The organism is Sphingomonas sp. J344, assembly GCF_024700005.1.
Lineage (GTDB): Bacteria > Pseudomonadota > Alphaproteobacteria > Sphingomonadales > Sphingomonadaceae > Sphingomonas.
The window spans coordinates 307,508-328,759 of record NZ_JAJONB010000001.1; the positions used below are offsets into that span (position 1 = coordinate 307,508).

Below are 21,252 nucleotides of genomic sequence, written 5' to 3' on the forward strand. Positions count from 1 at the left end.
CTGCAGACCGACCGGATCGCGGATCTCTTCGCGAGCTTCATGCCGCAGATGGATGCGCTCGGCACCGGCGAACTGCTCACCTATCTCCATGGCTGCGTCTCGACCCGGCGACATCCGATCGCGGTGCCCGAGACGCCGATCTATCTCGACGCGCTGATCGTCGATGAACCGCTGGTCGGCGGGCTCGAGCCGATGCTCGGGGCCGAACATCTGCGCACGCTCACCATCGCCGGCTTTCCCAATATGAGCCGTCCGGGTCTGCTCGACGCGCTCAACCATCTCGATTTCGGCTATCGCTGGACGAGCCGCTTTATTGCGCTCGACAAGTCCGATGCGAACCGGGCGCTGACGCGGCTGCGTCGGATGTGGTTCAACAAGCGCAAGTCGGTCGCCCAGCTGCTGCGCGAAGTGATGACCAATCAGGCATCACCCCTGCTCGACAGCGATGCCGACAACAAGGTCGTCGATGCCGATCTCGCGCTCCAGGAACTGGGCGGCGACCATGTCGGCTTTGGCTACCTCACCATGACGGTGACGCTGGCCGATCCGGACCGCGCACGCGTCGAGGAAAAGGTCCGCGCGGTCGAACGGGTGATCAACGGGCTCGGCTTTGCAACAATGCGCGAGAGCATCAACGCGGTCGAGGCCTGGCTCTCGTCACTGCCCGGGCACGTCTACGCCAATGTCCGCCAGCCGCTCGTCCACACGCTCAACCTTGCCCATCTGATGCCGCTCTCAAGTGTCTGGGCGGGACCTGCCGGCAACCGGCATCTGGGCGGCCCGCCCTTGCTCTACGCCCAGACGAGCGGATCGACCCCGTTCCGCCTCTCGACCCATGTCGGCGATGTCGGCCATATGCTGATGGTGGGACCGACCGGTGCGGGCAAGTCGGTGTTGCTCGCGCTGCTCGCCCTCCAGTTCCGCCGCTATCCGGGCGCGCAGATCTATATCTTCGACAAGGGCTTTTCGGCGCGCGCGGCAGTGCTCGCCTGTGGCGGCGCACATCATGCGCTGGGCCTTGGCGGCGAGGACGCTGGCGCGCCGCTCGCTTTCCAGCCGCTCGCGCGCATCGACCGGCCGCATGAACAGGCCTGGGCTGGCGAATGGATCGGCGCCCTGCTCAGCTATGAAGGCGTGGCGCTCACCCCCGAGATCAGGGAAGCGGTCTGGTCGGCGCTCTCGAGTCTTGCCACCGCGCCGGTCGAGGAACGCACGCTGACCGGCCTGTCACTGCTGCTCCAGTCGGCGGCGCTGCGCTCGGCGCTGGCGCCCTACACGCTCGAGGGCCCGTTCGGACGCATGCTCGATGCAGCGCAGGACGATCTTGCCCTTTGCGACCTGCAGTGTTTCGAGACCGAGGCCCTGATGGGACAGCAGGGCGTCGTCGCTCCGTTGCTCACCTATCTGTTCCACCGCCTCGAGGAGCGGTTTGACGGCCGCCCCACCCTGCTCGTCCTCGACGAGGCGTGGATCTTCGTCGACCATCCGCTCTTCGCCGCGCGCATCCGCGAATGGCTCAAGACCCTGCGCAAGAAGAATGTCGCGGTGGTGTTCGCTACCCAGAGCCTCGCCGACATCGCCGACAGCCCGATCGCGCCCGCGATCATCGAAAGCTGCCCCCAGCGGATCCTGCTCTCCCAATGCGCGTGCCCAGGAACCACAGGGACGCGACGCCTATGCGCGGTTCGGACTCAACGACCGACAGATCGAGCTGATCGCCCGCGCGGCCCCCCAAGCGCGACTATTATCTCCAGTCGGCACGCGGAAACCGCCTGTTCGAACTGGGCCTCGGACCGATCGCGCTCGCGCTGTGCGGCGCGTCGGACGCGCAGACGCAGAAGCGGATCGACGCGATCCTCGCCGAACACGGCCCCGACCAATTTGCTGCCCGCTTCCTTTCCCTTGCCGGCCTCGACTGGGCAGCCGCGCTCCTGGCCGGTGCCCCTGCCCCGCTCTCCAAGGAGTCCTGACCCATGATGCCCCGTCCCCTGTTCAGAGCCGCCATCACAATCGCGCTTGCGACGCCGATGCTGGCCGCGCCGGCCTCCGCGCAGATCAGCGTGTTCGACCCGACCAACTATGCGCAGAACCTGCTCACTGCGGCACGCGCGCTCAGCCAGATCAACAACCAGATCCAGTCGCTCCAGAATGAAGCGACGATGCTCGCCAATATGGCCAAGAACATGAAGCCGGGTGAGTTCCCGCAGTTCGAGGCGCTCAAGGCGCGGCTTGCGCAGATCGACACGCTGATGGACCGCGCGCAGGGCATCAGCTTTCGCGTCGATCAGCTCGACGCACAGTTCGAGCGGCTGTTTCCCCGCGTCGGGGTCGATGCGCTCGACACCGATGCGCGGGGGCGGGCGCGCGCGCCCGGCTCGATACCGCGATGCAGGCCTATCAACAGACGATGCGCGTCCAGGCACAGGTCGTCGAGAATGTCCGCGCCGACATGGGCTCCCTCGCCGCGATCAGCCAGCGCAGCCAGGACGCGCGCGGCGCGCTCGAGGTCAGCCAGGCGGGCAACCAGCTGCTTGCCCTGCTCGCCAAGCAGCAGTTGCAGCTTCAGAGCCTGACCGCGGCCCAATATCGCGCCGAGGCGATCGAGGCCGCACGCCGCGCCCGCGCCCAGGCCGAAGCGCGCGCGGCCACCAGGCAGTTTCTCGGCTCCGGCACCGCCTACACGCCCCGCCCCCGGGCGGCGACTAGGCGCGCCCGGCGGGCGGCGGCGGGTCTTTGCCTCCCTGCCGCCGTCCACCGCGAGGCGCTCCCTCTTCGCCCCCTCGGGGGGCGCCTCGCGGACCTCTTCACTCAAGGCTCGGAAATGGCGAGACATGAACGACCTCAACGTCATCGACCGGTTCATGGCCGACTTCATCCGCTACATCGACAGCGGGTTCGGTCTGCTCGGCCCCGATATCGCGTTTCTGACCGCGACGCTGATCGGGATCGACATCACGCTCGCCGGGCTGTTTTGGGCATTCACCCCCGACCAGGATGTGCTCGGCCGCCTGCTCAAGAAAATCCTCTATGTCGGCGCCTTCGCCTTCATCCTGAGCGAATTCGCGACGCTGGCCGACATCATCTTCAATTCCTTCGCGCGGGCCGGTCTGACCGCTGGCGGCGGCACGATCTCGGCGGAGGATCTGCTGCGCCCCGGACGGCTTGCCGGGACGGGCTTCAGCGCTGCCTGGCCGCTCCTCGATCAGGTCGCCGAAATGATGGGGTTTGTCAGCTTCTTCGAGAATTTCCTGACAATCGCGGTGCTGCTCTTCGCCTGGGCGATCGTCATCATCGCCTTCTTCATCCTCGCGGTGCAGATGTTCGTCACCATCCTCGAGTTCAAGCTGACCGCGCTCGCCGGTTTCGTGCTCGTGCCCTTTGCGCTGTGGAACCGCACCAGCTTTCTCGCCGAACGGGTGCTGGGCCATGTCGTCACCTCGGGCATCAAGGTGATGGTGCTCGCCGTCATCATCGGTATCGGTTCGGGCTTCTTCGTCGAGTTCAGCGAAGCGCTGCAGGGGCGCGAGCCCGATATCGGCCAGGCGATGAGCCTTGTGCTCGCAGCTCTTACCCTGTTCGGCCTCGGCATCTTCGGGCCGGGTATCGCGACCGGTCTGGTCGCGGGCGCACCACAACTGGGCGCGGGTGCTGCGCTCGGAACGATGGCAGGTGCTGCCGGCGTCACCATGATTGCGGGCGGTGCCGGGATCGGCGCTGCACGCGCGCTTGGCGGCACGGCTCTCGGGGCGGTGCGCGCTGGCACCAGCATGGGAAGCGCAGCGTCCAGCGCCTATCGGCTCGGGCGCGATACGGCAGAAATGCCCTCGGCCGCAGCGGGCCTTGGCGGTGTCGCCCGTGCCGCAACCAACACGGTGCGCGCGAAGCTCTCGAGCGGGCTTGGCCTTGCGGACGCCGCCGAACGCGGGCGCGCAGGTGCCTGGCACGCGCTCAGCGGCACGTCTCCCTCACCGGCGTCTGGCGAGGCTTCGGCGACGCCGGGATGGGCGCGCGCGATGCAGGCGCAGCAGAGCGGCCGTCACCATCGTCAGGTCGCGCTCCACGCGCTGCGCTCGGGTGACAGCGGCGGTGCCTCCGCCACCCCCGACATCAAGGAAAAGGACGACTGAGCCATGATCTTCAAGCGAAGCATCCAGCGCTATGGGCAAACCGGCGAGCCCGACACACCCTTCGCCCGTGCGGGCCAGCTCTGGGACGAGCGGATCGGGTCGGCGCGTGCGCAGGCACGCAACTGGCGGCTCATGGCGTTTGGTGGGCTTGCGCTCGCCTCGGGCCTAGCGGCGGCCCTGGTCTGGCAATCGATGCAGAGCCGGATCACGCCCTATGTGGTCGAGGTCGACAAGCTCGGCGAAGCGCGCAGCGTTGCACCCGCCGGCCGCGACTATAATCCCAGCGATCCCCAGATTGCATGGCATCTCGCGCGCTTTGTCACCGCGATCCGGACGGTGTCGCTCGATCCGGTCCTGATGCGCCGCGACTGGCTCTCGGCCTATGATCAGGTGACCCAGCGCGGCGCGCGCATGCTCGACCAATATGCCCGCGCCGCCCGGCCGTTCGAGCGGATCGGCGAGCGCACCGTCTCGGTCGAGGTGACGAGCGTCGTGCGCGCCTCCGACCGCTCGTTCCAGGTCAAATGGACCGAGACCCGGTTCGAGCGCGGCGACGAGACGGGCAGCAGTCGCTGGACCGCGATCCTGACGGTTGAGGTCAAGCCGCCGAAATCGGCCGAGATCCTCCGCAAGAACCCGCTCGGCCTCTATGTCGATGCGATCGACTGGAGCCGGGAGCTCGATGTTCCGGCGTCCGCCCCGACGCCCCGCTCGGCCCCATCCGCCAACCTTCCGCTCGGTTCGCCGCTCGACCCCAATCTGGCGGACACGCCCCTTCCCTCGCCACTGGAGACACGGCCATGATCCTCCTCTCATCTCTTGCGCTTGCGAGCGCAGCGTCTGCCCTGATCGCCACGGCGCCGCTGCCCGAGCGACCAAAGCGGACACCGGCCGGCGAAGTCGCGGCGGCGAACCGCGCCGCGACCCGCACCCCTGCAGACGCAGTGCAGATCCATGCCGCGCAGGTTCACAGCTGGAGCGAGGGCGCGATCTATCAGCTGCTTGCCGCGCCCGAGCGGGTGACCGACATTGCATTGCAGCCCGGCGAGACGCTGATCGCGGTCGCGGCGGGCGATACCACACGCTGGGTCATTGGCGACACGACCAGCGGCGCAGGTGCGATGCGCCGCACCCATATTCTCGTCAAGCCGATCGCCTCCGGGCTGACCACCAACCTTGTCATCACCACCGATCGTCGCAGCTATCACCTTGCGCTGGTCAGTACGCGAGCAAACGCTATGACGCGCCTTTCCTGGACCTATCCGCAGGACGCGCTGATCGCGCTCGACCGCGCGGAGGCGCAGGCGCGGGCAAGCGCGCCGGTCGCACAGGAGATGGCGCTCGATCGCCTGCGCTTCGACTATCGGATCAGCGGCGACAAGCCCGACTGGCGACCGATCCGCGCATTCGACGATGGTCGCCAGACCTTTATCGAGCTGCCTGCCAGCGTCGCGCAGGGCGAAGCACCGCCGGTCTTCGTCATCGGCGAGACCGGGAATGCCGAGCTGGTCAACTACCGGCTGCGCGGACGCTTCTATGTGATCGATCGCCTGTTCGAGCGCGCCGAGCTGCGGCTTGGAACGCGCAAGCAGCAGGTCGTAGCGATCACCCGCGAGACATCCGGGCGGGGCCGCCGGTGATGACCGCGACGCCCGAACCAGCGGCCCCGCCGCCGCCTCCCCGCAGCGCCAGAGCCAAAGCTCGATCCGCAGAGCCTGGTCATGCGTGCGCGGCCCACGCGCCCGGTCCGGTTCCGGCGCGGGATCATCATCGCGGGGGCTGGCGCCGCCGCGCTCGTTCTGATGAGCATCACCTGGTTTGCGCTCAGCCCGGCAGGGCTCGGCGATCCGCTTCTCGTCGAACACGAAGGAGGGCCCGCCAATCGCCCGACAGCCGATACGCTTGCCGGCCTCCCGTCGAGCTATGGCGATGCGCCGAAGCTCGGCCCGCCTTTGCCGGGCGATCTCGGCAAGCCGATCCTCGATCACCAGCGCGCAATCGGCGCTGCGCCAGCCCCATCCGATGCGGCCGAGCGGGCGCGCGTCGAACGCGAGCGCCGCGCGGAAGCGCAGCGGGCAGCGCGCCAGTCGCCGCTGCTGGTCGCCACCGGCACGCGATCGACTTCGGCGAGCGCAAGCCTGCCGGCACTCGCCCCGGCGACCGACGCCAGCGTCGGTGTTGCCCCGCCATCCGCGTCTGCAATTGACCCTGCACGCGATGCCAACGGGCAGGCACGCAAGATCGCCTTCGCGCACAGCGCAGCGGAGGGAACACGCATCAATCCGCATCGCGTCGAGGCGGCACCATCGCCCTATCTGCTCTCGGCAGGGAGCGTCATCGCCGCCAGCCTCATCACCGGGATCCGCTCCGACCTGCCCGGGCTCGTCACCGCACAGGTAACGCAGAATGTCTTCGACAGTGCGACCGGGCAGATCCTGCTCGTGCCGCAGGGCGCGAGGCTGATCGGAAGCTATGACAGCGTCGTGGCGTTCGGCCAGTCGCGTGCCCTGGTGATCTGGCAGCGCATCGTCTTTCCCGATGGTGCCTCACTTGCTCTGGATACGGTCCCGGCGAGCGATCCCTCGGGCTATGCAGGCCTTGCAGACAAGGTCGATTTCCACAGCTGGTCATTGCTCAAGGGAATTGCGCTTTCGACCCTGCTCGGGGTTGCGCCCGAGCTTGCGCTCTCAGGCGAGAGCGATCTCGTCGCTGCGATCCGCCGCTCGACCCAGGACAATGTCGCGCGCGCTGGCGACCAGATCACGGCGCGCAATCTCAACATTCAGCCGAGCATCACCATTCGTCCCGGCGCGCCGGTTCGGCTCGTGGTGCATCGCGACCTGATCCTCCAACCCTGGCACTGAAAGGAGCTTCCATGCCTGACCTCCGTCTCCCCCGCATTCCCGACCGAACCCCGGTCAAGGTCACGATCTCGATCCTGCCCGATCTCCAGGCCGCCCTTGCCGACTATGCCGAAGCCTATCGATCCGCGTACGGGCAGTCCGAGACCGTCGCCGACCTTATTCCCTATATGCTGAAGGGCTTTCTCGACAGCGACCGCGGGTTCAGTCGCGAACGCGCTAAGCTCGGCGCGCAGGGGCGCGTGTCGTGACCGACGCGCCAGCCCCCAATCGCATCCTTCGTTTGCGTGATGTGCTCGAACATACGGGGCTCAGCCGCTCGACCGTCTATCGCCGGATGCAGGAGGGAAGCTTCCCCGAAAGCATTCAGATCGGCACGCGATGTACAGGCTGGCGCCAGTCTGCGATCGACGCCTGGCTGAAGAATCCGATGGGCTATGGTCGCAGCGTAAGCGCCGATGATCGATAGGAGCCATGTCTATCGATCATTTTCGGCGGGATTTTTGATCGATAGGCGAGCCTCGCTCGAACGTGCGGGGATCAGATATGCTCGATCTGACGGACCCGGCTTCTGATCGCCGCACCGATCGGATCGATGAGGGCTGCCAGGCTGTCAGTTGCCATCGCCGCGGCTGCAACATTGAATGCGTCTTCCGCCTGGTCCCGCAGCTCGTGGAGAATTTCGCGCGTCAGATCCTGGTCATATCCGGCCCTTGCAGCGGTCTGGATGAAGTGCCGCGGCGAAATCTCGTCGAGCCGATACCGGCGTCGGTCCCCGATCGCCATCGCCAGTCGCATCTGGCGGCGATTGACCTGATGCGATGCAGCGCTCGGCTCAGCGGAAATGACATCGTAAAGCGGGGTCGCGTAAAACCCACCCGCTGATTGAAGGAACAGGCTGAAGTTCTTTGCATGGCCGTCGGTGGCGCCAATCAGCCAGAACGCGATCGTTGCCTTCATGAAGGCGCGTCGATCATCATGCGGACGGCCGCTGCCCTCGAAAAGCTTCAGGACATCACAAACCCCCGGCCCCCCATGGTCCTCATATTTGCGCGTGGGTGGGACAGATAGCGCCTGGCAGACGTCTTCCTGCGGTACGCGGTGGAGGCGCCCGTCACGCGCCCATGCCCGGTCGAAACGTTCAACGACAAGCGCAACTCGATCGTTGAAATGCTCGATCGCCGTGGATGCGGTCGGAAGGCCGAGATTAGCCAGAAACTTGAGACAAAGGTGCTCGTTTTCGACACTGTTCGAGAGATCGATGCCATTGGGCAACGTGCCGATCTGCGGCTTGAAAATATGGGTGGTTGGCGTCGTTCCCAATGGCTTGTTCCACCGTCCATTCCACCTGAGCAATGCGGTTTTTTCCTGCGCCCCTGCAATTGAGATACGAAAGGCGTCATCAGGCTCCAGGCCCAAGGGAGACCGTCCGAGATTTGCGATCATCGCTTCAATCGCGTCGTCGTCTACCGGCTCGGCTTCGATGTTGTTGAGCGGCCCGGGCTCCTGCCCCTCCGGCAGGAACTGAAGCGCCCCGACGCAATCACGACCAACCGCCTCAAGGAGGCTATAGGCGTCAGCGCCCGCCGCACCGACACGTTCTGCAATTCTTCGACGGATGCTGTCATTGTCAGGGAGCAGATTGTCGAAAACTGCCGTTACGCTTGATCCACTATAGGCAAGTGTGTCGAGCGGCATCGACAGGGAGACCGGGAGTGCATGGTCCCAGTCCAGCCAGGTTTCCGCATAAGAGAAACTGACCGCCCCGTTTGCAGCCCGCGCCAGCTTTCCAACGTGGCGCCCGTTGAGAAACACGCCGAGGTTCGAGGAGCGGCGCGCCATCAGAAGATATCCTCCAAGGGCGGAGCAGAAATGCTGCGCGCCCGCAACTCGAGTTCAAGCTCAAGGAAGGTCAGGACAGCAAAAAGGGTTTCGAGGGAACCTCCCTCCCCTTTTTCAAGATTGGAAATGGTCGCCTGTCGAAGGTTGGTTCGTGCGCCCAGCTGTTGCTGCGTGAGTCCGGCTGCACGTCGGGCCCGCCGGATGGCGTTGCCAAGGGTTTTCTGAGACCTTATCAGGGATCGCATATCAGCTCTCGATACGTTTTTGCGTATAATTCGTTGATATACGAAAAAGCGTATAGTGCAAGAAAATACGAAAAAACGTATAATTGCTCTACGTCGTCGGATCTCTGTACGCATTTCCGTAAGTCGGCGAATAGGAAAATGCGAACTTCAATCCCACCGACTGCCCACGGCCCTTGAGCTCTTGCGAATTGATCCGCGGTTTATTCACATTGCGCTGAACCGCGCCGGCTCGCAACCGATCGAGAAAATCGCTCCACCATTGATGCATGGCCACGCGCTCGGCCCAATAGGCTCCGCGATTGTAAATACCTCGAACCGCATCCGCATCGGCATGGGCCAGCGACCGTTCGATTGCGTCCGGGCTCCATTTCCGGCTTTCGTTGAGCAGCGTCGACGCAGTCGTACGCAACCCATGCGCTGTGACGGTTCCAACCGGATATCCCATGCGCCGGAATGCCGAATTGATCGTATTGTCCGACATCGGGCGCTTCCAGGTATGAACTGCGCTGAATAGATAGCCTTCAGGTCCGGTCAGATCGTAGAGTTCGCTGAGATAGCCGATCACCTGGCGTGAAAGCGGCACCAGATGCGGGCGACGCATTTTCATCCGCTCGGCTGGGATTTTCCACACAGCGTTCTCGAAATCGATTTCGGACCATTTCGCCTGACGGAGCTCCCCCGGGCGCGTCATCACATGTGGTGCGATCTGCATTGCCAGGCGCGTAACCGCATGTCCGGAATGGGCATCGATCGCACGGAGCAGCTTGCCAACTTCCTCGGGCTCGAGAATTGCGGCGTGGTGCTGGACCTTTGGCGAAATCAGTGCACCCCGGAGCACGACGGTTGGATCGATCTCCGCCCGCCCGGTCGCAGCTGCATAGCGAAACACCCGGCTTGAGAAGGAGCGACAGCGCCGGGCGGTCTCGTAGTTGCCCTTCTCCTCCAACCGCTTGAGCGCGGCGAGCATATCCAGCGCTTTGATCTCCGTGATCGGCTGTCCAGCGATCGGAGCCAACAACTCCAGCAGCCAGCGCGTCTTGCCGATGGTTGTGGGGGAGCGCCCTTCCCGCTCGATCTTGTTGATATACTCGCGAGCGATATCGCCGAAGCTGTTCGACGAATTATATGCGGCTAGCAGTTTCTCGCGCCGACGCTCCTGCACCGGGTCGACACCATCTCTCAGCTGTTCACGCGCCTCGTCCCTTCGACGCCGGGCTTCAGCCAGACTGACTTCAGGATATGCGCCGAGCGCGAGGCGCTTGTCCTTCCCGCCATAGCGATAGCGCATTCGCCAGAGCTTCGAGCCAGTTGGGCTGATTTCGAGGTAGAGCCCGCGCTCGTCCGAACACTTATAGGTTCTCCTGCGTGGCAGAAGGTTGCGAATTCCGCGGTCACTGAGCGACATTTCATATTCCCGAGCAACAATCCGTCGATCGAGCATGCGAGTCACAAAATTCCGGGACTCAAAATGAACGGCCAGATTCAACCCTGGGTCGAATCCCGAAAGGCCAAATTATGGCCCCATCCATGGCCCCACTTTGCGCGGGATTGTATGACATCTGCTCGGATCGAATGGGATCAGAACACGCAAAATATGGCAGATTTCTGCGGTTTTTTCAACTTTGCGGGATGTCGTGAAATGAAGCTCTGGTGCCCCTGGCCGGACTCGAACCAGCATGCCTTTCGGCGGTCGATTTTGAGTCGACTGCGTCTACCATTTCGCCACAGGGGCAGCGAGCAGGCTGGCTAGACGAAGGTCCGCGCGGCGGCAAGCCTTTAACCGCCCATTGCCTCCGACGCGTTTGACACCGCCCCCGCCCTGCCTATATCGCGGCCCTGCCCCGACCGGTCGGGACATGGCACGCCGTCGCGCAGCGCGCCGTACGAATGGACCGGACGGGTATCATAGACGCTTGAGAGGCTGAGTTTTTCCCCGTTTCAACGCAGGGAATCGCTCGGCCCTTTTGGCGTCTGTCTGCGTGCCTGTCCCGGCGGTTACCGGGGCGAAATTCAGGCTGAGAAGGCGAAAACAGCACATGGCAACCAAAGCGATCGAAAGCGGCACCGCAAAGCGCCGCATCCGCAAGGTGTTCGGCGACATCCACGAAGTGGTGCAGATGCCGAACCTGATCGAGGTTCAGCGCGAATCCTACGAACAGTTCCTGCGGAGCGATCCGTCGATCGGTTATGTTTCGGGCCTTGAGAAGACGCTGCGCAGCGTGTTCCCGATCCGCGACTTCGCCGGCACCGCCGAACTCGACTTCGTGACCTATGAGCTCGAAGCGCCCAAGTTCGACGTCGAGGAATGCCGTCAGCGTGGCATCACCTATGCCGCCCCGATGCGCGTTACCCTTCGCCTAATCGTGTTCGAGGTCGATCCCGATACCGATGCCCGCTCCGTCCTCGATATCAAGGAGCAGGACGTCTACATGGGCGACATGCCCCTGATGACGGGCAACGGCACCTTCTTCATCAACGGCACCGAACGCGTCATCGTGTCGCAGATGCACCGCTCGCCGGGCGTGCTGTTCGACCATGACCGCGGCAAGACGCACGCATCGGGCAAGTATCTCTTCGCCGCGCGCGTGATCCCGTATCGCGGTTCATGGCTGGACTTCGAGTTCGACGCCAAGGACATCGTCAACGTCCGTATCGACCGCAAGCGCAAGCTGCCGGTCACGACGCTGCTGTACGCGCTGGGCCTGAACAGCGAAGAGATCCTCAACCACTTCTACAACACCGTCACCTATGTGCGCGGCCCCAATGGCTGGCAGATCCCGTTCGCGCCCGAGAACTGGCGCGGCGCGAAGCCGATGTTCGACATCGTCGACGCCAAGTCGGGCGAAGTGATCTTCCCCGCCGGGCAGAAGATCAGCCCGCGCGCGGCGAACAAGGCCGGCAAGGACGGGCTTGAGACGCTGTTGATCCCGACCGAGGAAATCTTCGGCCGTTACAGCGCGTTCGACCTGATCAACGAGGCGACGGGCGAAATCTACATCGAGGCGGGCGACGAAGTGTCGGCCGAAAATCTCGAGAAGTTGGACAAGGCCGGGATCGATCGTGTCGAACTGCTCGACATCGATCACATCTCGACCGGCCCCTGGATCCGCAACACGCTCAAGGCCGACAAGGCCGAAGAGCGCGAGCAGGCGCTGTCCGACATCTATCGCGTGATGCGCCCCGGCGAACCGCCGACGCTGGAGACCGCAGAATCGCTGTTCGGCGGGCTGTTCTTCGATCCGGAGCGCTACGACCTGTCGGCCGTCGGCCGCGTCAAGCTGAACATGCGCCTCGACCTCGATGCCGAGGACACGGTGACGACGCTGCGCACCGAGGACATTCTGGCGGTCGTCAAGACGCTGGTCGACCTCAAGGACGGCAAGGGCGAAGTCGACGATATCGACAACCTGGGCAACCGCCGCGTGCGTTCGGTGGGCGAGCTGCTGGAGAACCAGTATCGCGTCGGCCTGCTGCGCATGGAGCGCGCGGTCAAGGAGCGCATGTCGAGCGTCGACGTGTCGACCGTCATGCCGAACGACCTCATCAACGCAAAGCCTGCGGTCGCCGCGGTGCGCGAATTCTTCGGCTCGTCGCAGCTGTCGCAGTTCATGGACCAGACCAACCCGCTGTCGGAAGTCACCCACAAGCGTCGCGTGTCGGCGCTTGGGCCGGGCGGTCTCACCCGTGAGCGCGCAGGCTTCGAAGTCCGCGACGTTCACCCGACGCACTATGGCCGTATCTGCCCGATCGAAACGCCGGAAGGCCCGAACATCGGTCTGATCAACAGCCTCGCGACCTTCAGCCGTGTGAACAAATACGGCTTCATCGAAACGCCGTACCGCAAGGTGATCGACGGCAAGGTGACCGACGAGGTCGTCTATCTGTCCGCGATGGAAGAGGCCAAGCACACCATCGCACAGGCTTCGGCCGAAACCGATGCCGAGGGCCGGTTCGTCGAGGATCTGGTCTCCGCACGTCAGGCAGGCGAATTCCTGATGGCGTTCCCGGACACGGTGACGCTGATGGACGTGTCGCCGAAGCAGCTGGTTTCGGTCGCCGCGTCGCTGATCCCGTTCCTGGAAAATGACGACGCCAACCGCGCGCTCATGGGTTCGAACATGCAGCGTCAGGCCGTTCCGCTGGTGAAGGCGGAAGCGCCCTTCGTCGGCACCGGCATGGAAGAGACCGTCGCGCGCGATTCGGGCGCGGCGATCGCGGCCAAACGCGCCGGCATCGTCGACCAGGTCGATGCGTCGCGCATCGTCGTCCGCGCCACCGGCGAGGTTTCGGCGGAGGAAAGCGGCGTCGACATCTACACGCTGATGAAGTTCGAGCGTTCGAACCAGTCGACCTGCATCAACCAGCGTCCGCTGGTGAAGGTGGGCGATCTGGTCAATGCCGGCGACATCATCGCCGACGGCCCGTCGACCGAGTTCGGCGAGCTGGCGCTGGGCCGCAACGTGCTCGTCGCGTTCATGCCCTGGAACGGCTACAACTACGAGGACTCGATCCTGATCAACGAGCGGATCGTGAAGGACGACGTGTTCACGTCGATCCATATCGACGAGTTCGAGGTAATGGCCCGCGACACCAAGCTGGGGCCGGAGGACATCACCCGCGACATCCCGAACGTCGGCGAGGAAGCGCTGCGCAACCTCGACGAGGCGGGCATCGTCTATATCGGCGCCGAGGTGGAGCCGGGCGACATTCTGGTCGGCAAGATCACGCCGAAGGGCGAGAGCCCGATGACGCCGGAAGAAAAGCTGCTCCGCGCGATCTTCGGTGAAAAGGCCAGCGACGTGCGCGACACTTCGCTCCGCCTGCCGCCGGGCGTTGCCGGCACGATCGTCGACGTCCGCGTCTTCAATCGCCACGGCATCGACAAGGACGAGCGCGCGATGGCGATCGAGCGCGAGGAGATCGAGCGCCTGAAGAAGGACAGCGACGACGAACGCAACATCCTCAACCGCGCGACTTGGTCGCGTCTGCGCGAGATGCTGCTGGGTCAGGTCGCGACCGCCGTTCCGAAGGGCCTGAAGAAGGGTGCCGAGATCGATCAGGACCTGCTCGACAGCGTCGACCGCCATGAGTGGTGGAAGTTCGCCGTTGCCGACGACAAGGTCCAGGGCGATCTGGAGACGGTCAAGGCGCAGTATGACGAGGCCGTCAAGCGCATCAAGGACAAGTTCGAGGACCGCCGCGAGAAGCTGGAGCGGGGCGACGAGCTGCCGCCGGGCGTGCTGAAGATGGTCAAGGTGTTCGTCGCGGTGAAGCGCAAGCTGCAGCCGGGCGACAAGATGGCCGGCCGTCACGGCAACAAGGGCATCATCAGCCGCATCCTGCCGCAGGAGGACATGCCGTTCCTTGAGGACGGGACCCGGTCGACTTCGTGCTCAACCCGCTGGGCGTGCCGTCGCGCATGAACGTCGGTCAGATCTTCGAGACGCATCTTGGCTGGGCCGCGCGCGGCCTGGGCAAGAAGATCGGCGAGGCGCTGGACGCGTGGCGTGAGGCCAATCCGAACCCGCAAGCGGGCGAAGCACCCGAAGCGGTCAAGGAACTGCTGCTCGAAATCTATGGCGATAACTACGCCGAACAGATCAAGAGCCGCGACACCAACGCGCTGGTCGAGCTGGCGCAGAATGTCCGCGCCGGCGTTCCGATGGGCACCCCGGTGTTCGACGGCGCGGTCGAGGCGGACGTGACCGACATGCTGCGTCTGGCGGGTCTGGACGAGAGCGGTCAGGTCGACCTGTTCGACGGGCGCACCGGCGACATGTTCGACCGCAAGGTGACCGTTGGGTACAAGTACGTGCTCAAGCTGCACCACCTGGTCGACGACAAGATCCACGCGCGTTCGATCGGCCCGTACAGCCTCGTCACCCAGCAGCCGCTGGGCGGCAAGGCGCAGTTCGGCGGCCAGCGCTTCGGCGAAATGGAGGTCTGGGCGCTGCAGGCATATGGCGCGGCGTACACGCTCCAGGAAATGCTGACGGTGAAGTCCGACGACGTGGTCGGCCGCACCAAGGTCTACGAGGCGATCGTCAAGGGTGACGACACGTTCGAGGCCGGCATCCCCGAGAGCTTCAACGTGCTCGTCAAGGAAATGCGCTCGCTGGGCCTCAACGTCGAACTCAAGACCAATCTGGAATTGGGCCTCGACGAGAACGGTGCCGCGATCGCGGCGGAATAAGGGGAAGGGGCGCTGCCACAGTGTAGCGCCCTCCCCGTCCCGCCCAGAGATTTACCCTCCTGAGGGAAAACGACATGAATGAACTGACCAACTTCGCGAACCCGGTGGCCAAGCCGGAGACCTTCGACCAGATCCAGATCGGCATCGCGTCCCCGGATCGCATCCGTTCGTGGTCGTTCGGCGAGATCAAGAAGCCCGAGACGATCAACTATCGCACGTTCAAGCCCGAGCGTGACGGCCTGTTCTGCGCGCGCATCTTCGGTCCGATCAAGGACTACGAATGCCTGTGCGGCAAGTACAAGCGCATGAAATACAAGGGCATCGTCTGCGAGAAGTGCGGCGTCGAGGTTACCGTCTCGAAGGTCCGCCGTGAGCGCATGGGCCATATCGAACTGGCCGCCCCGGTCGCGCACATCTGGTTCCTGAAGTCGCTGCCCTCGCGCATCGGCCTGCTGCTCGACATGCAGCTCAAGCAGCTTGAGCGCGTGCTGTATTTCGAATCCTATATCGTCACCGAGCCTGGCCTGACGCCGCTGGAGAAGTTCCAGCTGCTAACCGAGGACGAGCTGCTCGACGCGCAGGACGAATATGGCGAGGACGCTTTCTCCGCCGGCATCGGCGCGGAAGCGGTCAAGATCATGCTCATGGACCTCGATCTCGAGGGCGAGAAGCGCACGCTGCTCGAAGAGCTGGCGGTCACCAAGTCCGAGCTGAAGCCCAAGAAGATCATCAAGCGGCTCAAAGTCGTCGAGAGCTTCCTGGAATCGGGCAACCGTCCCGAGTGGATGATCCTCGACGTCGTTCCGGTCATCCCGCCCGAGCTGCGCCCGCTGGTGCCGCTGGACGGCGGTCGCTTCGCGACGTCGGATCTCAACGACCTGTATCGCCGCGTGATCAACCGCAACAACCGCCTCAAGCGCCTGATGGAGCTGCGCGCGCCGGACATCATCGTCCGCAACGAAAAGCGTATGCTGCAGGAAGCCGTCGACGCCCTGTTCGACAATGGTCGTCGCGGTCGCACGATCACGGGTGCCAACAAGCGTCCGCTCAAGTCGCTGTCCGACATGCTCAAGGGCAAGCAGGGCCGCTTCCGCCAGAACCTGCTCGGCAAGCGCGTCGACTATTCGGGCCGTTCGGTCATCGTGACCGGTCCGGAACTGAAGCTGCACCAGTGCGGCCTGCCCAAGAAGATGGCGCTCGAGCTGTTCAAGCCGTTCATCTACGCGCGCCTCGACGCCAAGGGTCTGTCGATGACCCTGAAGCAGGCGAAGAAGTGGGTCGAGAAGGAGCGCAAGGAAGTCTGGGACATCCTGGACGAGGTGATCCGCGAGCACCCGGTTCTGCTGAACCGCGCGCCGACGCTCCACCGTCTGGGCATCCAGGCGTTCGAGCCGGTGCTGATCGAGGGGAAGGCGATCCAGCTTCACCCGCTGGTCTGCTCGGCGTTCAACGCCGACTTCGACGGCGACCAGATGGCCGTGCACGTCCCGCTGAGCCTTGAGGCGCAGCTGGAAGCGCGCGTCCTGATGATGTCGACCAACAACATCCTGTCGCCCGCCAACGGCAAGCCGATCATCGTGCCGTCGCAGGACATGGTGCTCGGTCTTTACTATCTCTCGATGGAGAAGCAGAACGAGCCGGGCGAAGGCATGGTGCTGGGCGACATGGCCGAGGTGCATCAGGCGCTGTTCGCGGGTGCGGTCACGCTGCACACCAAGATCACCAGCCGCGTCCCTCAGACGCTGGAAGACGGCAGCACCGTGATGAAGCGGTTCGAGACCACTCCCGGCCGCATGCTGCTCGGCGAGTGCCTCCCCAAGTCGCACAAGGTGCCGTTCGACGTCGTCAACCGTCTGCTGACCAAGAAGGACGTCGGCGACGTGATCGACGAGGTCTATCGCCACACCGGCCAGAAGGAGACCGTGCTGTTCGCCGACGCGATCATGGCACTGGGCTTCCGCCACGCGTTCAAGGCAGGCATCTCGTTCGGCAAGGACGACATGATCATCCCGGCGAGCAAGGAAGCAACGGTCGACGAGACCCGCGCGCTCGTGAAGGACTTCGAGCAGCAGTATCAGGACGGCCTGATCACGCAGCAGGAGAAGTACAACAAGGTGATCGACGCCTGGAGCCGTTGCGGCGACGTGGTGGCGGCCGCGATGATGGACGAGATCAAGTCGGTGAAGGTCGACGAGGCTACGGGCCGCGAGAAGCCCGCCAACGCGATCTACATGATGGCGCACTCCGGTGCGCGTGGTTCGGCGGCGCAGATCAAGCAGCTGGCCGGCATGCGCGGCCTGATGGCCAAACCGTCGGGCGAGATCATCGAAACGCCGATCATCTCGAACTTCAAGGAAGGTCTGACCGTTCTTGAATACTTCAACTCGACCCACGGCGCCCGCAAGGGTCTGGCCGACACCGCGCTCAAGACGGCGAACTCGGGCTACCTGACCCGTCGTCTGGTCGACGTGTCGCAGGACTGCGTCGTCATGGAGCAGGATTGCGGCACCGAGCGCGCGCTGGAGATGAAGGCGATCGTGCAGGGCGGCAGCGTGATCGCGTCGCTGGGCGAGCGTATTCTGGGTCGTACGACCGCAGAAGACGTGGTCGATCCGAAGAGCGGCAAGGTGGCGATCCCGGTCGGCACCTTGCTCGACGAGCCGATGATCGCGCAGATCGAGGCGTTGGGTATTCAGGGGATGAAGATCCGTTCGCCGCTGGTCTGCGAAGCCAAGATCGGCGTGTGCGCGAAATGCTATGGCCGTGACCTTGCCCGCGGTACGCCGGTGAACATCGGCGAAGCGGTCGGCGTCATCGCGGCGCAGTCGATCGGTGAGCCGGGCACGCAGCTGACCATGCGTACCTTCCACATCGGCGGTGCGGCGCAGCTCAACGAGCAGTCGAACCTCGAAGCGCCGGTCGATGGCCGCGCCGAGTTCCGCGACCTGCGCCTGATCACCGACCAGCGCGGCCGTCGCGTCGTGCTGGCGCGTTCGGGCGAGATCGCGATCCTCGACGAGGATGGTCGCGAGCTGGCGGTCCACCGCATTCCGTACGGCGCCTATGTCATGTTCGACGATGGCCACATCGTCAGCAAGGGCGAGCGCATGGCGGAATGGGATCCGTTCACCATGCCGGTGATCACGGAAACCGGCGGCGTCGTGAAGTATCAGGACCTGATCGACGGCAAGACTCTGACCGAGCAGGTCGACGAAGCGACCGGCATCGCACAGCGCGTGGTGATCGAAAACCGCGGCGCGTCGGCGAAGAAGGAGGATCTGCGTCCCCGCCTCACCCTCACCGGGGAAGGCGATGGCGAGGCCGCCCGCTACATGCTGGCGCCGGGTGCGGTGCTGTCGGTCGAGGATGGTGCGACGGTGCAGGGCGGCGACGTTCTGGCCCGCGTCAGCCGTGAATCGGCCAAGACCCGCGACATCACCGGCGGTCTGCCGCGCGTCGCCGAGCTGTTCGAAGCGCGCAAGCCCAAGGAAAATGCGATCATCGCCAAGGTCTCGGGCCGCGTGGTGTTCGGCAAGGACTATAAGGCGAAGCGCAAGATCGGCATCCAGCCCGAGGATGGCGGCGAGGTCGTCGAGTATCTGGTGCCCAAGTCGAAGGTGATCGACGTCCAGGAAGGCGACTACGTCAAGCGTGGCGACAACCTGATCGGCGGTTCGCCCGACCCGCACGACATTCTGGAGGTACTCGGCATCGAGCCACTGGCGGAATATCTCGTCGCGGAAATCCAGGAAGTCTATCGACTCCAAGGCGTGAAGATCAACGACAAGCACATCGAGGTGATCGTTCGCCAGATGCTGCAAAAGGTCGAGATCACCGACGCCGGCGACACCACCCTGCTCCCCGGCGAGCAGGTGGATCGCGACGAGATGGACGACACCAACGCGAAGCTCGAGCCCGGCCAGGCCCCTGCACAGGGCAAGCCGATCCTGCTCGGCATCACCAAGGCGTCGTTGCAGACCCGCAGCTTCATCTCGGCGGCGTCGTTCCAGGAGACCACCCGCGTCCTCACCGAGGCGGCGGTCCAGGGCAAGCAGGACACGCTGATCGGCCTGAAGGAGAACGTCATCGTCGGCCGTCTCATCCCCGCCGGTACCGGCGCGGGCATGAACCGGATGCGGATTGCGGCCAGCAGCCGCGACGCCGCGCTCCGCGCCCAGCAGCGCAAGCTGCAGGAAGTGCTGATCGCACCCAACTCGGCAGCCGAAGAGCGCGCCGCCGAGCTGGCGCAGGATCCGATCGACGCGATGGCCACCAGCGATGCGCTGGAAAAGGTCGAAGTGTCGGGTGACGGCAGCGACGCAGCGGCGGGCGAGTATCTGAACGAGAGCGAGTGATCGCTCCGTTCAGCGCCCCGCGCTGACACGAAAAGGCCGCCGCCCGGGATGCCGGGCGGCGGCTTTTTTGTCGTTGAAATACAGGCGAGAAGCCCGGTACGCACATCAGGGCTCGGCACAAAAAGAAGCAGGAGGGGCATTGAGCCTCCCCTGCTACCCAATCGATCTCCGCCCGCTCAGAAAGCGAGCTGAGCTTCGGTCAGAACGACGTGGTCACCGCCAGATAGCCGAAGCGCATGTCGCCGGTCGCCGGGGCGTTGGGCGCGGTGGTGAGGAAATCGCCCTTGGCGAGCCAGGCGGCGCCGGCCTCGACCCGCACCCGCTTCGGCACGGCCCAGTAGCGCACGCGCCCTTCGACCTGCGCACCCGCGTCGCGGCCAGTGGCGCCGCTGGCGTCGCGGACATTGGTCGCGCCGAAGCTGTCGGTCGCCGAGGCAAGCCACAGCTTGCGGGCCTTGATCGAGAAGTCCCACGCCTTGTACGGCTTGCCCTCGATCGCAATGCCGGGGCTGACGATGTTCGAGCGGCTGAGCGGGCCGTACAGGCCGTTGGGGCCGAAATCGCCCCGGCGCGAACCGAACAGCGGGTCGAAGCGGTGATAGGCAGCCTCGGGCGTGTCGCCGCTGGCATAATCGAGCAGCAGTGCGACGCGCGGAGTCCAGCCCTTGGGGAAGGTATAGCCGAGTTCGGCATGGACCATCCCGGCGCGCACGCGGCGATCGGTCACATCGCTGCCCGACGTCGATGCGCGAGTGGTGCCGTGCTGGACCGCGCCGTCCACGTCGAAATCGAACTTGCCCTTGGCCGGGACGCGGTTGAGGCGGCCGCCAAAGGTGAACAGATTGCGGTCGCGGGTGGCGCGGCCGACGCTGTCCTTTTCATCGAGCCAGATGCCGAACACTTCGGCATTGGCCCCAGCCACGAGCTTGGCGCGGGTAAAGGACACGCCGCCTAGGCGCAGGCCGGGGCTGGTGCGGTCCAGCTCGAACTTATTGTCGCGCAGATCCGCCGCCGCGGTCGGAAGGCGCTCGAACGGCTGGGTCAGATACACATGGACGCGGTCACCCCGCGCGCTGCTCCAGTCGAAGTTCACGCCGAGAAAGGTGACCGGCGAGTTGGACGCATCCGATCGCTCGATCAACCGGCCCGAGCCGGATTCGAAGGTGAAGCGGCCGAGGCGCAGCAGCCCTTTCCCCTTCTGCCCCGCGATCTGGCCCAGTTCGATGCCCAGATAGGCCTGGATCGGTTCCAGCGAATTGATATCGGCGCTGCTGGTGGTCGAGCGGACATCCTGGCCATAGCCGCGCGCGTCGTCGATCTCACCGACGACATGGACGCCGCCAAAGTCGTAACGGGCAAGGATCAGCGTGCGGAACGACAACATCGCGTCGCTCTCCGCCGCATTCGGGCGGACCTGACCCTCCAGCGCCTCGCCGCGCACGCGCACGCTGCCCTCGATCGAAAAGCCGCCGGCATCCTCCTTGTCGGGACCGGCATGCGCCACTCCAGCGCTTCCGATCAGCAGGGCGAAGGCAGCTCCGCCGAGCATGCTGGTGAATCCGGTGTTCATGGCAGTGCCCCTAAAATGTAACATCGCGTTACTTATAGAGGGGCAAACCTCCCCCCGGC

At 64.6% G+C, this 21,252-nt stretch carries 12 protein-coding genes, 1 tRNA gene and 2 pseudogenes; 10 read left to right on the forward strand and 5 right to left on the reverse strand.

The genetic code is table 11. The annotated features are described in order from the left end of the window. Window positions 1-3: 3 nt before the first annotated feature. From trbE to LRS12_RS01635, 8 genes and pseudogenes are all read left to right on the forward strand, one after another. Window positions 4-1,970 (forward strand): annotated as a pseudogene (gene trbE, locus LRS12_RS01600) (conjugal transfer protein TrbE); the annotation flags it as partial. Between the two features lie 3 nt (window positions 1,971-1,973). Then, on the forward strand, window positions 1,974-2,573 hold the full coding sequence (locus LRS12_RS01605) for a hypothetical protein (RefSeq protein ID WP_308222954.1): 600 nt from the start codon (window positions 1,974-1,976) through the stop codon (window positions 2,571-2,573). 258 nt (window positions 2,574-2,831) lie between these two features. Then, entirely contained in the window at window positions 2,832-4,127 is a 1,296-nt protein-coding gene (trbL, locus tag LRS12_RS01610) for a P-type conjugative transfer protein TrbL (RefSeq protein ID WP_257842990.1), read from the forward strand. Between the two features lie 3 nt (window positions 4,128-4,130). Then, complete coding sequence (gene trbF / locus LRS12_RS01615; RefSeq protein ID WP_257842991.1) at window positions 4,131-4,931, forward strand: conjugal transfer protein TrbF; 801 nt, start codon at window positions 4,131-4,133, stop codon at window positions 4,929-4,931. After that, on the forward strand, window positions 4,928-5,767 hold the full coding sequence (trbG, locus tag LRS12_RS01620) for a P-type conjugative transfer protein TrbG (RefSeq protein ID WP_257842992.1): 840 nt from the start codon (window positions 4,928-4,930) through the stop codon (window positions 5,765-5,767). The genes trbF and trbG overlap by 4 nt, the downstream gene beginning before the upstream one ends. 81 nt (window positions 5,768-5,848) lie before the next feature. Further along, window positions 5,849-6,991 (forward strand): TrbI/VirB10 family protein, encoded by a 1,143-nt coding sequence (locus LRS12_RS01625; RefSeq protein WP_257842993.1) that lies wholly within the window; start codon window positions 5,849-5,851, stop codon window positions 6,989-6,991. An 11-nt stretch (window positions 6,992-7,002) separates the two neighbouring features. Then, window positions 7,003-7,239, forward strand: coding sequence for a DUF2274 domain-containing protein (locus LRS12_RS01630; RefSeq protein WP_257842994.1), 237 nt, complete (start codon window positions 7,003-7,005; stop codon window positions 7,237-7,239). Next, on the forward strand, window positions 7,236-7,457 hold the full coding sequence (locus LRS12_RS01635) for an AlpA family transcriptional regulator (protein WP_257842995.1): 222 nt from the start codon (window positions 7,236-7,238) through the stop codon (window positions 7,455-7,457). Before LRS12_RS01630 ends, LRS12_RS01635 begins: the two co-directional genes overlap by 4 nt. A 71-nt stretch (window positions 7,458-7,528) precedes the next feature. Here the strand turns inward: LRS12_RS01635 and LRS12_RS01640 are convergent, their stop codons facing one another. The 4 genes from LRS12_RS01640 to LRS12_RS01650 all read right to left on the reverse strand — a co-directional run bounded on the left by LRS12_RS01640 (window position 7,529) and on the right by LRS12_RS01650 (window position 10,807). Continuing rightward, entirely contained in the window at window positions 7,529-8,830 is a 1,302-nt protein-coding gene (locus LRS12_RS01640) for a type II toxin-antitoxin system HipA family toxin (protein WP_257842996.1), read from the reverse strand. Then, window positions 8,830-9,189, reverse strand: a complete 360-nt coding sequence (locus tag LRS12_RS20215) for a helix-turn-helix domain-containing protein (RefSeq protein WP_374580083.1) — start codon at window positions 9,187-9,189, stop codon at window positions 8,830-8,832. Before LRS12_RS20215 ends, LRS12_RS01640 begins: the two co-directional genes overlap by 1 nt. Beyond that, window positions 9,164-10,480 (reverse strand): integrase arm-type DNA-binding domain-containing protein, encoded by a 1,317-nt coding sequence (locus LRS12_RS01645; protein ID WP_257845408.1) that lies wholly within the window; start codon window positions 10,478-10,480, stop codon window positions 9,164-9,166. Before LRS12_RS01645 ends, LRS12_RS20215 begins: the two co-directional genes overlap by 26 nt. A gap of 243 nt (window positions 10,481-10,723) precedes the next feature. Continuing rightward, window positions 10,724-10,807 (reverse strand) — tRNA-Leu (locus tag LRS12_RS01650). 304 nt (window positions 10,808-11,111) lie between these two features. Here LRS12_RS01650 and rpoB point away from each other — a divergent pair. Together rpoB and rpoC are read left to right on the forward strand one after the other, a co-directional pair. Further along, window positions 11,112-15,268 (forward strand): annotated as a pseudogene (gene rpoB / locus LRS12_RS01655) (DNA-directed RNA polymerase subunit beta). 74 nt (window positions 15,269-15,342) lie between these two features. Further along, window positions 15,343-19,623 carry a DNA-directed RNA polymerase subunit beta' gene (gene rpoC, locus LRS12_RS01660; protein ID WP_257842997.1) on the forward strand — a complete coding sequence of 1,427 codons (4,281 nt, stop codon included), beginning with the start codon at window positions 15,343-15,345 and terminating at the stop codon, window positions 19,621-19,623. 199 nt (window positions 19,624-19,822) lie between these two features. On the opposite strand, the gene LRS12_RS01665 is transcribed toward rpoC, so the two are convergent. Further along, window positions 19,823-21,193 carry an alginate export family protein gene (locus LRS12_RS01665; protein ID WP_257842999.1) on the reverse strand — a complete coding sequence of 457 codons (1,371 nt, stop codon included), beginning with the start codon at window positions 21,191-21,193 and terminating at the stop codon, window positions 19,823-19,825. Between the last annotated feature and the right edge of the window lie 59 nt (window positions 21,194-21,252).

What these genes read in the sequence shown, in the direction of transcription:
- trbF (WP_257842991.1), top strand. Translation starts at nt 4,131, where the DNA reads ATGATCTTCAAGCGAAGCATCCAGCGCTATGGGCAAACCGGCGAGCCC.
- LRS12_RS01605 (WP_308222954.1), top strand. Translation starts at nt 1,974, where the DNA reads ATGATGCCCCGTCCCCTGTTCAGAGCCGCCATCACAATCGCGCTTGCG.
- LRS12_RS01645 (WP_257845408.1), bottom strand. Translation starts at nt 10,480, where the DNA reads ATGTCGCTCAGTGACCGCGGAATTCGCAACCTTCTGCCACGCAGGAGA.
- LRS12_RS01630 (WP_257842994.1), top strand. Translation starts at nt 7,003, where the DNA reads ATGCCTGACCTCCGTCTCCCCCGCATTCCCGACCGAACCCCGGTCAAG.
- rpoC (WP_257842997.1), top strand. Translation starts at nt 15,343, where the DNA reads ATGAATGAACTGACCAACTTCGCGAACCCGGTGGCCAAGCCGGAGACC.
- LRS12_RS01640 (WP_257842996.1), bottom strand. Translation starts at nt 8,830, where the DNA reads ATGGCGCGCCGCTCCTCGAACCTCGGCGTGTTTCTCAACGGGCGCCAC.
- trbG (WP_257842992.1), top strand. Translation starts at nt 4,928, where the DNA reads ATGATCCTCCTCTCATCTCTTGCGCTTGCGAGCGCAGCGTCTGCCCTG.
- LRS12_RS20215 (WP_374580083.1), bottom strand. Translation starts at nt 9,189, where the DNA reads ATGCGTACAGAGATCCGACGACGTAGAGCAATTATACGTTTTTTCGTA.
- LRS12_RS01665 (WP_257842999.1), bottom strand. Translation starts at nt 21,193, where the DNA reads ATGAACACCGGATTCACCAGCATGCTCGGCGGAGCTGCCTTCGCCCTG.
- LRS12_RS01625 (WP_257842993.1), top strand. Translation starts at nt 5,849, where the DNA reads ATGCGTGCGCGGCCCACGCGCCCGGTCCGGTTCCGGCGCGGGATCATC.
- trbL (WP_257842990.1), top strand. Translation starts at nt 2,832, where the DNA reads ATGAACGACCTCAACGTCATCGACCGGTTCATGGCCGACTTCATCCGC.